Source organism: Streptococcus mitis, from assembly GCF_000960025.1.
GTDB classification, from domain to species: Bacteria; Bacillota; Bacilli; order Lactobacillales; family Streptococcaceae; genus Streptococcus; species Streptococcus mitis_DH.
Window position 1 is genome coordinate 32,004 of sequence record NZ_JYGQ01000004.1, and the last position, 18,147, is coordinate 50,150.

The window sequence follows — 18,147 nt, forward strand, 5'->3', positions numbered from 1 at the left end:
CTAGCTATAGTCTATTTTTATATCCTAATGTAGAGAAAACAGCCCTAGGGACTGTTTTTCATTAATAATGCATAAGAACTTTGTAATCGTAGTCACCGATTTTTTCACGACCGTTCAATTCATCCAATTCAACAAGGAAGGCACAACCTGCTACAACACCACCAAGTTTTTCAATCATCTCGATTGTTGCCTTAACAGTTCCACCTGTTGCCAAGAGATCATCTACAATAAGAACACGTTGACCTGGCTTAATGGCATCAGCATGCATAGTCAAGGTATCAACCCCGTATTCTTTTTCGTAGTCAGCAGAAATGACTTCACGTGGCAATTTACCTGGCTTACGAACAGGTGCAAAACCAATTCCCAACTCAAAGGCAACTGGACAGCCCACGATAAAACCACGAGCTTCAGGACCTACGATCATATCAATTTTCTTATCAGTAGCATACTGAACGATTTCACGAACAGCATAACTATAAGCATTCCCATCAGCCATCAAAGGACTAATATCACGGAAGGTGATGCCTTCCTTTGGATAATTTTCAATTGTTGCAATGTAATCTTTTAAATTCATCTTTTTCTTTCTTTCAAAGTTTTTACTCTCTATTATACCATATTTTCTCCAAAAGAAGAAAGCATAACCAATATTTCCTAGCTGATACTCAATGAAAATCAAAGAGCAAACTAGGAAGTTAGCCGTAGGTTGCTCAAAACAGTGTTTTGAGGTTGTGGATAGAACTGACGAAGTTAGCTCAAAATACTGTTTTGAGGTTGCAGATGGAAGCTGACGTGGTTTGAAGAGATTTTCGAAGAGTATGAGAGCCTGATTTCGATGTCCACTCTGTAACCCCGGTGACAACAGCAAAAAACTGATGAACCTTTCGATTCATCAGTTTTAAGCAGATATGTCATTGCAAACAAATCATGTCAATTAGAAAGCTTAGTCTTCTTTCTTCTTGCGAGCTACAAGACCAAATCCGCTCAATACTCCGAGAAGTCCAAGTGCTGCTAGGCTAGCATGGTCTTCTGTACCAGTATTTGGCAATTCACGCTTACCTTCAGCTTCTTTGACTGCTGTTGGTTGTACTGGAGTAGCCGGTACTTGAGGTTTAGCTGGCTGTTCAGGCATTGCTGGAGTAGCTGGCTCAACTGGTTGTACTGGTTGAGTTGGTTCAACTGGAGTTGGCATTTCAACTTTTCTGAAGATATGCTTGATAGTTCCAGCTGGATCCGTTACAGTCTTCACATATTCGTAACCTGGAATTGTTCCTGGTTCTTTGGCTCCTGATTCAGATGATTTCAATGGATTTCCATTTTCATCAGTCCAAATCGTAGCACGATTGTTTGTAGGCTGAACATTTGGTTGTAAAGGTGATTTCTTCACTTTTCTGTAGATATGTTTAACTGTTCCATCTTTTTCTGTTACTGTTTCAACGTATTGATATTCTGGAATATCTAAGACTGGTGACAACATATCGAATTCAAATCCTGGGATTTTATTTCCTTCAGTATCTCTGATAAGTCCTTTTTCTTTTGATTTATCAGGTGTTGGTGTAGTCACTTTTTCGTAGATGTGTTCTACATCACCATTTGGAAGTGTCTTAGTTTCTACAAAGCGGTAACCCGGGATATCTTTCTTAGGTGTTGTACCTTCTTCAGTTTCTGTTCCTGGGATTACATTACCATCTTTGTCCTTGAATGTTGTAGTTACTGGTTCGTAAGCGTGAACTGTATCTCCTTCTCCACTAGTTGTTGTACTTACTAGTTTGTAACCTGGAATGTTCTTAGGTTCTTTTGTTCCTTCTTCAATTTCAGTTCCTGGAATTGGGTGACCAGCTTTATCTACGTATCTTGTCGTTACTTTTTCGTATACATATTCTGTATCTCCATTTGGAAGTTTACGAGTTTCTACTACTTTGTATCCTGGGATATTCTTAGGCTCTTTTGCTCCTTCTTCTGTTGTTGTTCCTGGGATTGGGTTACCGTTCTTATCTACGTGTTTAGTTGTTACTGGTTCGTAGATATGTTTCGTATTCCCTTTTTCATCCGTTTCAGTCTTCACAACTTTGTATCCTGGAATAGTTTCTGATGGGTTCTTACCATCTTTAGATGGGATAAGTTCAGTCTCTTTACCATCTTTTCCTACTACTACAAATTTAGTATCAGGGCGAACTGTTGGTGTGTAAGAAGCTTTGATTGTTTTACCATTCTTATCTTTACGTACCACTTTAACTGGAGTAGCTTTTCCTACGAATCCTGGTTCTGGAGTGAATGTTACTTTACCATCTTTATCGATTGTGTAAGTTCCTTCTCCTGGTACTTTCTTCTCAGTTGATCCATCTTTAAACGTTGGAGCTACTGTAGTGTCTACATCACCTTTGAATACTGGCGTATTAGATTGAGGTTGTCCTTTAGCACCTTCAGAAACTACGTTTTCTGTAGATGTTTTAGCTAATACTGTTGGTGTGTAAGTAGCTGTTACTGGTGTTCCGTTTTCGTCAACACGTTTAACTGTTACACCTTTAGCTTTTCCTACGAAGTCTTTTTCTGGAGTGAATGTTACTTTACCGTTCTTATCGATTGTGTAAGTTCCTTCTCCTGGTACTTTCTTCTCAGTTGTTCCATCATCAAATGTTGGAGCTACTTTTTCATCGATTGGTACTGTTACAGTTTTACCGTTTACTTTAGTAGTTCCTGGTGTGAACACTGGAGTCTCAGATTGAGGTTGTCCTTTTTCACCGATTGATGTTACGTCTTTACCTGCTGGCGTTACTGGTAACACTACTGGAGTGTATTTAGCTGTTACTGGTGTTCCGTTTTTGTCAACACGTTTAACTGTTACACCTTTAGCTTGACCTGTGAAGTCTTTATTTGGAGTGAATGTTACAGTTCCGTCTGGAGCTACTGTGTAAGTTCCTTCTCCTGGCACTTCTTTCGTAGTTGAACCATCTTCGAATGTAGCTGGTTTAGTATCATCAAGTTCTACAGTTTTTTCTACACCGTTGACTGTAGTTTTACCTGCTGTGAATACTGGAGTTCCAGTTTGTTTAGCACCTTGAACATCAGTTGTTGTTACACCGTCTGCAGTTGGTGTTACTGGTTTAACTGTTGGTGTGTATTTCGCAGTTACTTCTGTTCCGTTTTTGTCAACACGTTTAACTGTTACACCGCTAGCTTTACCTGTGAAGTTTGGTTCTGGAGTAAATGTTACGACACCATTTTCATCGATAGTGTAAGTTCCTTCTCCTGGTACTTCTTTAGTAGTTGTTCCATCGTCGAATGTTGGTTTAACAGTTTCGTCGATTTCTACAGTTACTTCTTTACCGTTAACTGTTGTTTTACCTGGTGTGAATACTGGAGTTCCGGTTTGTTTAGCACCTTGTACATCTTCAGATACTACGTCATCTGACGTTGGTGTTACTGGTTTAACTGTTGGTGTGTACTTAGCTGTAGCTGGAGTTCCATTTGTATCTTTACGTTGAACTTCAATACCTTGTGCTTTTCCTGTGAAGTTTGGTTCTGGTTTGAATGTTACTTCACCAGTTTCTGGGTTGATTGTGTACGTTCCTTCTCCTGGTACTTCTACTGAAGTTTCATCAGTTGGTTCACCAGTTTCTGGATCGATTAGTTTAGCTGGTACAGTTGGATCGATTGGAGTTTTAGTGTTTCCTTCAGTGAATGTTGGAGTTCCACTTTGCTCTTGACCTTGTGCACCTTCAGAAGTTGTTCCTTTTGCAGTTGGTTTAACAGGTGTGATATTTGGAGTGTAAGTTGTTGTTACTGGAGTTCCATTTTTATCTTGCGCTTGAACTGTTACTGGTTGAACTGGACCTGCGTAAGTTTTATCTGTTGGAGTGAATACTACAACTGGATCTTTACCATCTTCTGTTTTAAGAGTATATTTACCAATTACATTTCCTTTTGGATCTTTAGCTGGTACTTCTGGTGCTGGTTTTCCATTTTCACCTAATAATGTGTAAGTATCTGGATCGATATCTACAGATTTTTCTGTCTTAGCTCCTGTTACAGGATCTTTAACAACCGCTAATCCACCTGTGAATTTAACTGGTTTTTCTTGTGTTTGACCTTGAATATCACTAGAGTTAGCTGGTTCTGCTTTTGGAGAAGTTCCAACCACTGTTGGTGTAAATGTGCCAGTTGCTTGTGTTCCATTTGTATCAACACGTTTTACAGTTACACCTTTAGCTTTTCCTACGAAATCTGGTTTTGGCTTAAAGTGAACCGTTCCATCTGGATCTACTCTGTATGTTCCTTCATCTGTTACAACTTCATCAACTTCTTGTCCTGTAGTTGGATCAATTAGTTTGGCAGGTACATTTTCATCGATAGGTACTTCTTTTTCTTCACCATCAATCATCGCTTTACCACCATGGAATTGCGGTGTTCCACTTTGTTCTGCACCTTGAATATCCGCAGTTGCTACATGGTCTCCATCTGGATCTGCAGGAACTACTACTGCAGTGTAATCACCTGTTACAGGTGTTCCGTTTGTATCTTTACGTTGGACTTTGATTGGTGTTCCTTTTCCTGTGAATTGAGGATCTGGTTTAAATGTTACTTCTCCAGTTTCTGGATCTACTGTGTAAGTTCCTTCTCCTTCAATTGTTACAGAGTCTACTGGTTGACCAGTTTTAGGATCGATTAATTTAGCTGGTTCTTTAGTATCAATAGGAACTTCTACTTCTTTTCCATCAATAATTGTTTTACCAGGTTTGAATTCAGGAGTTCCTTTTTGTGTCGCTCCTTGGATATCTTTTGTGAATGTATCTACACCTTTTGGTGTTACTGGTTTAACAGTTGGTGAGTAAGTAGCTGTTGTTGGAGTTCCATTCGCATCTTTCGCTTGAACTGTTGCTGGTTCTGGAGTACCCGTAAAGTCTTTATTTGGTGTAAATGTTACTTTACCTGTTGTTGGATCGATTGTGTATGTACCAACTTCTTTTCCGTTAGCGTCTTTTGCTGGAATTGTTGTTTCATCAGTTGGTTGTCCAGTAGCTGGATCGATTAATTTAGCTGGTTGTTCAGCATCGATCTTCATAGGAACTTTAGCATCACCTGGTGTGAATGTTGGAGTTCCTTCTTGAGGTTGTCCTTGTGCACCTTCAGTTTTTGTTGGCTTTCCTGTTGGTTCTACTGGAGTGATGTTTGGAGTGTAAGTTGTTGTTACTGGAGTTCCATTTGTGTCTTTGGCTTGAATCGTAACTGGTGCAACTTCTCCTGCATATGTTTTATCAGTTGGAGTAAATACCGCAGTTGCTTTACCGTCTACAACTTTAAGTGTGTATGTACCGATAACATCTCCTGCTGGGTTTTTAGCTGGTACTGATTCTGCTGGTTGTCCATTTTCATCTAACAGTTTGTATGAAGTAGTGTCGATTGGCACTTCTTTTTCGACACCGTTAACTGTTGCTTTACCAGGTTTAAACGTTACTTCTTTCGATTGTTCAACACCTTGTACATCAGTTGTTTCAGCTGGTGAAGCAGTTGGTGTGACACCTACGATAGATGGAGTGTAAGTTGTGTTTACTTTAGTTCCGTTTTCGTCTTCTGCTTGTACTTTAGCTGGTTGTACTTTACCTTTGTATTCTTTATTCGTTGGTGTGAAGGTAACTTTATTGGTAGCTGGGTCAATTGTGTATTCCCCTACTTTGTTTCCTTCTGGATCCAAAGCATCTACTGGAGTACCAGAAGCTACTGGGTTACCTGAAGCATCAAGAAGAACCGCTGAGTTAGCTTTAATTGGAACTGATTTTTTCTCACCTTCGATTGTTGTTTCACCAGGTGCAAATGAGACTGTTCCATCTTGTGGCTGTCCTTGGATACCTGAAGATTCCGCTGGTGTTGCTGTTGGTGTGACTCCTACGATATGTGGAGTGTAAGTAGTGTTTACTTTAGTTCCGTTTTTATCTTCTGCTTGTACTTTAGCTGGTGCTACTTTACCAGTGTAAGTTTTGTCAGTTGGTGTGAATGTTACTTCACCTGTTGCTGGGTTTACTGTATATTCCCCTACTTTATTTCCTTTTTCATCTAAAGCATCTACTGGACCAGTTGCTTCTGTTCCATCTGGATTTAATAGTTTTACAGAATTTTCTTTAATTGGTACTTCTGCATTTCCTGCTGTGAATGTAGGAGTTCCTTTTTGAGTCTCACCTTGTACACCTGCTGAGTCTGCTGGCTTAGCTGCTGGTTCTACAGCAGTTACTGTTGGAGTGTATTTTGTAGTAGCTGTTGCAGTTACAGGTTGGCCATCTTTATCTTGACCTACTGGTGCTGTTAATGTTACATCAACACCTGAAGCAGTTCCTTTAAATATTGAAAGTGGTTGGAATGTTACTTCACCTGTTGTTGGGTTAATTGTGTAAGTTCCTTCTCCATCAACCGTTACAGAGTCTACTTTATCGCCAGTTTTTGGATCTACTAATTTAGCTGGGTAAGTAGCACTTGGTGTTACTGGTGTAGCTGAATCACCTTCAGTTTTAAATGTTGGTGTTTTCTTCTGTTCTTTACCTTGTACATCTGTTGATTCTTCTGGATCTGCAGTGATTTCTTTTGGAGTTACTGTTGGAATGTATACAGCATCCATCGTTTTTGTAGTCGTTGAATGTGTACCATCATTGATGTTTTCAAGACCGTTTTGAGCTGTTAATGCAGTCCATCCAGTAGATTCACCATTTGAGTCAACTGCTCGTAGTGCAATACCATCAGCTTTACCTACGAAGTTAGCTTCTGGAGTGAAGGTTACTTTATCTTCTGTTACTGTGTATGTACCTTGACCTGCTTTAGTGTAAGTTTTCGTTAATGTTCCATCTGGATTAACGATCATTACACCTTCAGATTGAACTTTCTTAGTAGTTTCTGCACTGATTACATTACTTTGTTCAGTATACTGAATTTTACCGTATGAGTTGAAGGTAGTTTTACCGTTGTTAGAACCTAGGTCAGATGCATCGTCACCTAATGGACGTGTTCTGAACTCGATACCTACTGATTGAGTTTCACCTTGTTTACCTGTAGTTTCTTCTTTATCTCCACGCGGTGGGTGAATTACTTGGATTTGGTTATCTTCTACTTCCCCAGAGTATGCAATCCCTACAGCTTTTTCTACTTGAGATTCATCTTTTGCGATACGAACACGGAAGTTTACTACATCTTTAGTAGTGTCCACTACTTGAGTGTTTGTAAATGTAAGTTCTACTTCTTGGTCTTTTCCTGTTACTGTAGCGATATTAGATTCTTCACCTTTATCAAATTTACCATTTCCATTGAAGTCAATAAATCCACGCACGTATGCTGGAGCAACTGTATCTGTGTAGTTGTCATTACCGTTTGCTGAAGCAAGAACTTTAACTTTATAAGTGTTGTCCGGACCTTTAACTAATTGGACTTCTGGACGTCCTGTATCTTTGTTGATATGTACATTGTCTGGAGCAATAAGTTGATCTACACCTTCATCTCCAGTTTCTGTAGCATCATCAGAACCTATTCCACGTACGTGAGTACCTGGTGCAGAGTCGATATCTGCTTTTACTTTACCTAAATATGGTTGCTGAATTTGTTTCTTTTGTTTAGTTAAGTAGTCTACAGTCTCTGTTCTTAAGAAGTGTTCAGCCATTCCATAAGATTCTGGAAGATCTCCGAAGTCAGAGAACTTGATACCAATCATAGAAGACTGTTGTCCAGAAGACATGATATAAAATCCTACTTCAGTTACGTTTGCTGTAGATAAGACTGGCGTTCCTGCTCCACCGTTATTGCGGTATCCACCGAATACTTGAGAACCAAGACCTGCAGTAGCAGAATCAGGAGTTGCAAATTTCCCACCGTTTAAGGCATTAACAAATTTTTCATCTTGCCATTTAAGGATAGCAGTTTTACCACCATTAAGGTCTTTAAACTGATCAAGTGGAACATAAGCATTTTTATTTGTTTTATATCCAACAATCGCCGCTAAGTCCCATGGAGTACCATTAGTTGTATAAATTTCAGACTCAAGTGGTCCGATATCTTCCCCAGATGTCATAACAATACCAGGTTTTACAGGTTTACCGTTATAAGTCGCTGTTACATCGAATTTAACCCCAGCTGCTTGACCGTTTTGAGGTTTCCCTGCAGGGTTCGTTCCTGCGATTGTTGTTTTAGATGAACCAGTTGATAAACCAGCATTATTAACGTGTGTATATCCATTTTGAGGATTCGCTCCAAGTCCTGTTGCTCCTTTCTCTGGATTAAATTTATTTTCTTTGTCTGGTTGATAAGAACTTTCTAAATCAGTTCCCGCAACACGATTTTTGAATATTTCAGTTGATTCAAATGGTTTTAGTTCCTTAACTTTCATCGTAACGATATAACCAGGAATCAATTCTTTTGTATATGTAGAACCAATTTGAAGTTGGTTAGATGCAGTTAGATTTGTCCAAGCAGCTGTATCTCCAAAGTCCAACCATTGGATTTGGTCATTCAAGTCTTTGATTTCTTTTAGGTTTTCTTCTTTAGTTTTAACTTTGATATCTGATAATGAAGAATAACCATGATCTTCTAACCATTTTTTACCTGTTTCAGTCGAAGCATCTTTAAGTGCTGTTGTTTGAGCCTCTGCCAAGTTAACAGCAAACTTACCGTCACGGCCGATTCCTGCATTTTTCAATTCATTGTAAACTGCAAGGATTGATTCATTAAGACGTTCCAATTGAGCATCTACTTGCTCTTTTGTGACACTCTTATCAGCAAGAAGAGCCTTTGTTTCAGTAAGAACTGCTTGGTTTTTAGCGACTGCTGCTGTAACCGCTGCCTTGTTTTCTTCTTTGACATCTGCCTTAGCAAGCTCAGTTTCAGCCAACTTGTTGGTTACTTCAGCTTCTGATGATACTTGTGTCAGAGTTGTTGTAGCTACTGAAAGAGCTTTTTCAGCTGGAGTTGCTTTCTTTTCAGCTTCAGCTTTCGCAGCTTCTTTTTCAGCCGCTTGTTTCTTATCGAAACCAGCAGTATTTGACTCAGTTACAACTGTGCTCAAAGCTGATACAGTTTCTGCTTGTGCATCTACATCAGCTTGGCTAGCATCTGCTTTTGCAAGAGTTGCTTTAGCTGTTGCCAATACTTCCTTAGCTGAACTTACTACTGTAGCGTCCGCATATTTAGCAGTTGAAAGTTTAGACTCTAAAGTCGCAATACTTGCTTCAAGGATAGCCTTGTTTACTTTCTTAGCCTCTTCTGCTTTGACTTCAGGTTTTACTTCTGCAGCTTTTGTAGTTTCAGGTTTTGCAGTTTCTACTGTTTCAGCTTTAGGCTCGGCCTTTTCCTTATCCTTATCATCTTGACTAGGAGTAGGTGTTGAAATAGTTGTTTCAGCTGATTGTACTTCAGTCGCTGATACTGCACCGTTACCTAGGAACATCAAACCAGCCGCAATTGCTACTGATGCTGCTCCAAAGCTATACTTACGAATACCGTAACGAATGTACTTCTCCGTTCGAAAATCTTGTTGTTGTTTGCCTTGCATGAGACTCACAACCTCCTTATTTTTATTTTGCTTTCAATATCATTGATACAAAAACATTATATTATGGTAAATATGTACATGTTTTTTATCTCACAAAAACGTATCCAGCATACAACTTGATGATACCATATCCTTTATTTAAAATCAATAAAATCGATAATTTATTTTTTAATAAATCTACTCTTTAAATTTATCTACTTATACAAATCACACTATATTTTTCAGAAACCACTTTCTATAAACAAAAAAACTGATGAATCATTCGATTCATCAGTTTTAAGGAGATATGTTCATTGCAAATTAATCATATCAATTAGAAAGCTTAATCTTCTTTCTTCTTGCGAGATACAAGACCAAATCCACTCAATACTCCGAGAAGTCCAAGTGCTGCAAGGCGAGCATTGTCTTCTGTACCAGTATTTGGCAATTCACGCTTAGCTTCAGCTTCTTTCACTGCTGTTGCTTGTACTGGTTGTGCTGGAGTAGCCGGTACTTGAGGTTTAGCTGGCTGTTCAGGCATTGCTGGAGTAGCCGGTTCAACTGGTTGTACTGGTTTTTGAGATTGGATCTTACGGTAAACATTACGAACATTTCCATTATCATCTGTTTCTGTACGTACTAACTCATAACCTTCTAATGACTTACCTGGATGTGATCCATTTTCATCTGGAATAATCAATTCACCATTTTCATCTACATAAGTTGTTAAAACTTTTTCTGTAACTGGTGTTGGTGTTGGACTATATGGCTCTGTTTGAGGAATAAGTGGAGTTGAAATCTTCTCGTATACGTGCTCGATATCGCCATTTGGAAGTTTCTTAGTCTCTACGAAGCGGTAGCCTGGAATATCTTTCTTAGGTTGTTCGCCGTCTTCTGTTGGATAGTTTGGAATCTCATTTCCTTCTTTATCCTTGAATGATGTCTTAACTTTTTCGTAGACGTGTTCTGTATCTCCATTTGGAAGTTTCTTAGTCTCTACGAAGCGGTAACCTGGAATATCTTTCTTAGGTTGGTCGCCATCTTCACTTGGATTTCCTGGAATCTCATTTCCTTCTTTATCCTTGAATGATGTCTTAACTTTTTCGTAGACGTGTTCTGTATCTCCATTTGGAAGTTTCTTAGTCTCTACGAAGCGGTAACCTGGAATATCTTTCTTAGGTTGGTCGCCATCTTCACTTGGATTTCCTGGAATCTCGTTTCCTTCTTTATCCTTGAATGATGTCTTAACTTTTTCGTAGACGTGCTCTGTATCGCCATCTGGAAGTTTCTTAGTTTCTACGAAGCGGTAACCTGGAATATCTTTCTTAGGTTGGTCGCCATCTTCACTTGGATTTCCTGGAATCTCATTTCCTTCTTTATCCTTGAATGATGTCTTAACTTTCTCGTAGACGTGCTCTGTATCTCCATTTGGAAGTTTCTTAGTTTCTACGAAGCGGTAACCTGGAATATCTTTCTTAGGTTGCTCGCCATCTTCACTTGGATTTCCTGGAATCTCATTTCCTTCTTTATCCTTGAATGATGTCTTAACTTTTTCATAGACGTGCTCTGTATCTCCATTTGGAAGTTTCTTAGTTTCTACGAAGCGGTAACCTGGAATATCTTTCTTAGGTTGCTCGCCATCTTCACTTGGATTTCCTGGAATCTCATTTCCTTCTTTATCCTTGAATGATGTCTTAACTTTTTCGTAAATGTGTTTTGTATTTCCTTTTTCGTCTACTTCAGTTTTAACAATCTTGTATCCTGGGATATCTTTAGTTGGTTTAGTTCCATCTTCTGTTGGTGAAAGTGGGTTACCATCTTTATCAACGAATGAAGTATCAGGACGAACTGTTGGAGTGTAAGTAGCTGTTACTGGTGTACCATTCTTATCTACACGTTTAACGGTTACGCCTGTTGCTTTACCTACGAAGTCAGGTTCTGGTGTGAAGGTTACTTTACCGTTTTCATCGATAGTGTATGTTCCTTCGCCTGGTACTTTTTTCTCAGTTGTTCCATCGTCAAATGTTGGTTTAACTGTTTCATCGATTTCAACTGGAACTTCCTTACCGTTGATTGTAACTTTTCCACCTTCAAATGTTGGTGTTCCTGATTGAGGTTGTCCTTTAGGACCTTCTGATTCAGTGTCTTTTGAAGTTGGTGTTACCGGAACGACTACAGGGGTGTACTTAGCTGTGACTGGTGTTCCATTTTTGTCAACACGTTTAACTGTTACACCTGTTGCTTGACCAGTGAATGTTTTCTCTGGCGTGAAGGTTACTTTACCGTTCTCGTCGATTGTGTAAGTTCCTTCGCCTGGTACTTTCTTCTCAGTTGTACCATCGTCAAATGTTGGTTTTACAGTTTTGTCGATTTCTACAGTTTTTTCTTCACCGTTAACTGTTACTTTTCCACCTTCAAATGTTGGTGTTCCTGATTGAGTAGCACCTTGAACATTTGTAGTGATTACATCTGAACTTGTTGGTGTTGCTGGTTTCACAACTGGTGTGTACTTAGCTGTGACTGGTGTGCCGTTCTTATCTTCGCGTTGAACTGTGACACCAGTTCCCTTACCTGTGAAGTTCTTCTCTGGTGTAAAGGTAACTGTTCCATCAGGAGCTACTGTGTATGTTCCTTCGCCTTCGATGGTTACTGAATCAACTGGATTTCCTGTTTTTGGATCTACCAATTTAGCTGGTTTATCTTCATCGATTTCTACAGTTTTTTCTTCACCTTTGACTGTTACTTTTCCACCTTCAAATGTTGGTTTACCTGTTTGAGTTGAACCTTGAACATCTTCTGTTATAGCGTCTGTTCCTGTTGGTGTTACTGGTGCTACTGTTGGTGTGTATTTAGCTGTTACTGGTGTACCATTCTTATCTACACGTTTAACGGTTACACCTGTTCCTTTACCTGTGAAGTTCTTCTCTGGGGTGAAGGTTACTGTGCCATCTGGTGCAACTGTGTATGTTCCTTCGCCTGGAATTACTTTTTCTTTTGATCCATCTTCGAAGGTTGCTGGAGTATCATCATCCATTGGTACATTTGGATTACCTGGTGTGAAGGTTGGTTTACCAGTTTGTTCTTTACCTTGGATGTCTGTTGTTTCAGCTGGGTCTGCTGTTGGTGTTACAGGTGTTACTGTTGGGGTGTATGTAGCTGTTACTGGTGTACCATTCTTATCTACACGTTTAACGGTTACGCCTGTTCCTTTGCCTGTGAAGTTCTTCTCTGGTGTGAAGATTACTGTTCCATCTGGTGCAACTGTGTATGTTCCTTCGCCTGGAATTACTTTTTCTTTTGAACCATCTTCGAATGTCGCTGGAGTATCATCATCCATTGGTACTTCATCAGCCCCTGGTGTGAAGGTTGGTTTGCCAGTTTGTTCTTTACCTTGGATGTCTGTTGTTTCAGCTGGTTCTGCTGTTGGAACTACTGGTGTTACTGTTGGGGTATATGTAGCTGTTGTTGGTGTTCCATTCGCATCTTTCGCTTGAACTGTCGCTGGTACTGGAGTACCTACAAAGTCTTTGTTTGGTGTGAATGTTACTTTACCTGTTGTTGGTTCGATAGTGTATGTACCAACTGTGTTTCCTTTAGCATCTTTTGCCGGAATTGTTGTTTCATCAGTTGGGTTTCCAGTAGCTGGATCAATCAATTTCGCTGGTTGCTCATTATCAATCTTCATAGGAACTTTATCGTTACCTTGAGTGAATGTTGGAGTTCCTTCTTGAGTTTGTCCTTGTGCACCTTCAGATGTTGTTGGTGTTCCTGTTGGTTCTACCGGAGTGATGTTTGGAGTATAAGTTGTCGTTACTGGAGTTCCATTTGTATCTTTAGCTTGGATAGTAACTGGTTCAACTTCTCCTGCATATGTTTTATCAGTTGGTGTAAATACTGCAGTTGCTTTACCGTCTACAACTTTAAGTGTGTAAGTACCGATAACGTCTCCCGCTGGGTTTTTAGCTGGTACTGATGTAGCTGGTTGTCCATTTTCATCTAATAATGTAAATGAATCAGTTTTAAGTGGTACTTCTTTTTCAACACCGTTAACAGTTGCTTTGCCAGGTTTGAATGTTACTTCTTTAGATTGTTCAACACCTTGTACATCTGTTGTTTCAGCTGGGTCTGCTGTTGGCGTTACGCCTACGATTGTTGGTGTGTAAGTAGTTTGTACTTTTGTTCCATTTTCATCTTCAGCTTGAACTTTAGCTGGTTGAACTTTACCAACATAAGTCTTATCAGTTGGCGTGAAGGTTACTTTGTTAGTAGCTGGGTCAATTGTGTATTCTCCAACCTTGTTACCTTTTTCATCCAATGCATCAACTGGACCAGTTGCTTCTGAGCCATCTGCATTCAACAATTTAGCTGAGTTTGCTTTGATTGGAACTGATTTCTTCTCACCACCAATTGTTGTTTCGCCTGGTGCAAATGAAACTGTTCCTTCTTGCGTTTCACCTTGAACTCCTGTTGATTCATCTGGAGTTGCTGTTGGGGTTACGCCTACGATGTTTGGAGTGTAAGTAGTTGAAACTTTTGTTCCGTTCTTATCTTCTGCTTGAACCTTAGCAGGTACAACTTTACCAGTGTAAGTTTTGTCAGTTGGTGTGAATGTCACTTCACCTGTTGCTGGGTTTACAGTGTATTCCCCAACTTTATTTCCTTTTTCATCTAAAGCATCAACTGGGCCAGTTGCTTCTGTTCCATCTGCATTGAGAAGTTTAACAGAGTTTTCTTTAATAGGAACTTCTGTATTTCCTGCTGTGAATGTAGGTATTCCTTTTTGTGTTTCACCTTGAATACCTGTTGAAGTAGATGGTTCTGCCGTTGGGGTTACTCCTGTTACAGTTGGTGTGTACTTAGCAGTAGCTGTTGCTGTTGCTGGTTGACCATTTTTGTCTTGACCTACTGGTGCTGTTAATGATACATCAATACCTTTAGCAGTTCCTGTAAATTGTGGTTCTGGCGTAAATGTTACCGCTCCAGTTGTTGGATCAATTGTATAAGTTCCTTCACCTTTGACAGTTACAGTTGTTTCATCTGTTGGTTTTCCAGTCGCTGGATCTACCAATTTAGCTGGGTATTGTGCACTTGGTGTTACTGCATCTGGTGCAGTTCCATCACCATCTTTATCTACGTCGATTGAGAATTTAGGTGTTTTCGTTTGTGGTTTACCTTGGATATCTGTTGATTCTTCTGGAGTTCCAACAATTTCTTTTGGAGTTACTGTTGGAATGTAACGACCATCCATAGATCCTTTAACAGTAAGACCATCCAATTGGACTTGTTCACTTACTAGTTCTAGTTGGTCTTTAGCATCTCCTTCGCCACCAACGATTTGACGTCCTTCATTACCCCAACCAGTAGTGTTACCATTAATGTCTGTACGACGGATTGTGATACCATCTGCTGTACCTACAAAGTTTGCTTCTGGGATAAATTCTACATCTACATTTGCACCGTTATCAGTAATCTTGTATTTACCTTGCCCTGGTACTACATAGTATCCATCTACCAAGTCCGCATCTGTTACTAATGTACCATCTGGTTTAACGATTTGTGATTTAACTGTCGTATCAATAGCATTGTCTTTATCAAAATCATAGTTCTTTTGACCGTAAGCGTTAAATGCTACAGTAGATGTTTGAGTTGCACCTTGTACATCTGTTGTTTCTCTCTTAGTTCCACGAGGTGGGACTGTTTGTTGAATTTGGAAGTCTTCTACCTCACCTGAGTAGGCAATACCAGTAGCTTCCTTAACGTCAGCTTTATCGTATGCAATACGCAAACGAGTAGCTAACTTAGTAACACTTGTATCTACGTTTTGGTAGTCATTTGTCCAAGTAAGTGTTACTTTTCCATCCTGTGTAACTTCTGTTACACCTGCACCTTCGCCTTCATCGAATTTACCATTGTTATTAAAGTCAATCCAACCGTTAACGTAAGCTTTAGCTTCTCCGTCTAGGTGGGCATCGAAGGTCATTGAGTAAGTTCCATCGTTAACTTTTTTCAACTTATAGTTATCATTTGGAGCAACATCATCACCCATCAATTGACGAGCGCCTTCATCCGCAGCACCGATACCATTGATATCATCGTATACAAACGCATTTGTTTTGTTAATTGGAGTTGTACGAACGTCAACGTCAGCTGGAACAGATCCTAGGTATGGTTGCTTTTGTCCATCAGATTTAGAAATAGAATGGGCTACACGACCATATGATGCAGGAGCATCCCCTTCATCTAAAACCATGAATCCAAGCATTGACCCTTGTTGACCTGCAGATAAAATGTACATCCCAATGTTTTTAGCATTACGCGTCATTACTAATGGTGTAGAGAATCCTGATTCACGGTGAGTTGATACCGGTCCAAAAACTTGTGTTCCTAATCCATCTGCATGAATAGTTCCATCTTTTGCCGTTGCTGTAATTACTGTATCTGATGTAACTGTTGTATTGAAGAATCCTGCACCTTTGTCAGCTAAGAATGGAGCGAAAGCTGGTTTATCACTTCCTTCAAGCGTATAAGAAATACCTAATTGTCCATCCACTCTATTTTGTCCGTGACCAGCAGTATCTACTGTTCTCCTTTCATATATTTCTCCAATATACGAACGAGCAGTACTATATTGCGGTGTTGTGTTTGATAATTCAGTTACTAATTCAAATCCATCTCCATCTGTTTTATAGATTTCAACTTCAGATGAACCAGCTTCTTCCCCTGTTAAGAATACAACGTTTGAAGGTACTTCTTTCCCGTTTAAAGTTGATTTAACAGAGAATTCCACCCCTACGTTAGCTCCATCAACTACAGATTGAATAACTGTTTTACCTCGTGTATCCATTCCATTTGTTTTAGCAACAGAATATCCTCCTTGAGTTACTACTTTTAATTCTGCTGGTGTTCCATCTTTATATACGTTTTGTGCATTAGCATCGTATCCTGCTCCACCACGTTTTTTATACTCATCAGTAGAGTTAAATGGTGCCAACTTAGTAACTGTTAAGGTTACAACATATCCAGGTGAAATTTCTTGTGTGAATTTTGTTCCTACTTTAAGTCTATCACCTTCACCAAGATTTTCTACTGTTGCTTTACTGTTAGCAATATCGAACCATTTGATTTGTTTAGTCAAACGCTCTGTGTTTTTATCTGCATACTTCTTCCAGTGATTTGCTTGTTCTTCTTCTGAAAGAGGTGGTTCTGTTACAGTTTCAGCTATATCAGCTAATACATATGAGAACTTGCCATCACGGTTGATTCCAGCGTTTTTCAACTCGTTGTAAACTGCAAGGATTGATTCGTTAAGGCGTTCCAATTGAGCATCTACTTGCTCTTTCGTGACACTCTTATCAGCAAGAAGAGCCTTTGTTTCAGCAAGAACTGCTTGGTTTTTAGCGACCGCTGCTGTAACTGCTGCTTTATTTTCTTTTTTGACGTCAGCCTTAGCAAGTTCAGTCTCAGCCAATTTGTTAGTTACTTCAGCTTCTGATGATACTTGTGTAAGAGTTGTTGTTGCGACTGAAAGAGCCTTTTCAGCGAGAGTAGCTGTTTTTTCTGCTTCAGCTTTTGCTGCTTCCTTATCAGCTGCTTCTTTCTTTTCTAAGCCAGCCGCATCAGACTCAGCCACTACTGTACTCAAAGCTACAACAGTTTCAACTTGTTTGTCTACTTCTACTTGACTAACTTCTGCTTTTGCAAGAGTTGCTTTAGCTGTTGCCAATACGTCCTTAGCTGAACTTACTACTGAAGCGTCTGCGTATTTAGCGTTAGAAAGTTTTGATTCTAAAGCAACAACTTTAGCTTCAAGTGTAGCTTTATTTGCTACTTTAACTTCAGGTTTCACTTCTGTAGCTTTTTCAGTTTCTGATTTTGCAGTTTCTACTGTTTCAACTGTTTCAACTTTAGCCTCAGGCTGTTCCTTATCATCTTGACTAGGAGCAACTGTTGAGATAGCTGTTTCAGCTGATTGCACTTCAGTCGCTGATACTGCACCATTTCCAAGGAACATTAAACCAGCTGCAATAGCTACTGATGCTGCTCCAAAGCTATATTTACGAATACCGTAACGAATGTACTTTTCTGTTCTAAAATCTTGTTGTTGTTTGCCTTTCATTGAGACTAACAACCTCCTTTTGTTTTATATCATGTTTATAGATATAGTAAAAATTAAAACCCCTTCATTTCATTCACAAACAAAGGAATTTCTCTATATACTACTTTTCTTCCGAAACATGTATATTCATTCTATCACACTATCTAGTAATATTCAATTTATTTGCTTGAAAATAACATGAAAATTTCAATTTTTATCTATGTCATTCTCTAAAAAGTAGTGGAAATTGTCTGAATTATATAAAAAAATCTACATTTTTTAACTTTTTCTACTATTTTTTGACATTTCAACATATTCTTGAATTCGCTTTCTATGTATAAATGTATATTGTTTTGGATTAAAATTCATTTCTATATATATTATTTTTTGTATATTTATTAATTAAATCCGTTTGATTTTTTTTATAAATCTTTTATCATCTGTATTTTGATATTTAAAAGTATATTGAATGCCAATCTCAGCTAAATTCATTTAGAATTTCTGATTTAGCTGTTAAAAATTCTCATTTAAAGTTTGCTAAGAGCTAAAAAACCGA

The 18,147-nt window shown here is 39.0% G+C and carries 3 protein-coding genes; all 3 read right to left on the reverse strand.

Translation table 11 applies throughout. The annotated features are described in order from the left end of the window. Nucleotides 1-61: 61 nt before the first annotated feature. The 3 genes from TZ91_RS07090 to TZ91_RS07100 all read right to left on the reverse strand — a co-directional run bounded on the left by TZ91_RS07090 (nucleotide 62) and on the right by TZ91_RS07100 (nucleotide 17,612). On the reverse strand, nucleotides 62-574 hold the full coding sequence (locus TZ91_RS07090; protein WP_001049318.1) for an adenine phosphoribosyltransferase: 513 nt from the start codon (nucleotides 572-574) through the stop codon (nucleotides 62-64). A gap of 366 nt (nucleotides 575-940) precedes the next feature. Further along, the gene (locus tag TZ91_RS07095; RefSeq protein WP_045597493.1) at nucleotides 941-9,517 is read right to left on the reverse strand and encodes a GEVED domain-containing protein; all 8,577 of its coding nucleotides are present in this window, start codon (nucleotides 9,515-9,517) and stop codon (nucleotides 941-943) included. A 322-nt stretch (nucleotides 9,518-9,839) separates the two neighbouring features. After that, a complete protein-coding gene (locus TZ91_RS07100; RefSeq protein ID WP_045597494.1) occupies nucleotides 9,840-17,612 on the reverse strand; it encodes an Ig-like domain-containing protein in 7,773 nt (2,590 codons plus the stop codon). Nucleotides 17,613-18,147: the final 535 nt, after the last annotated feature.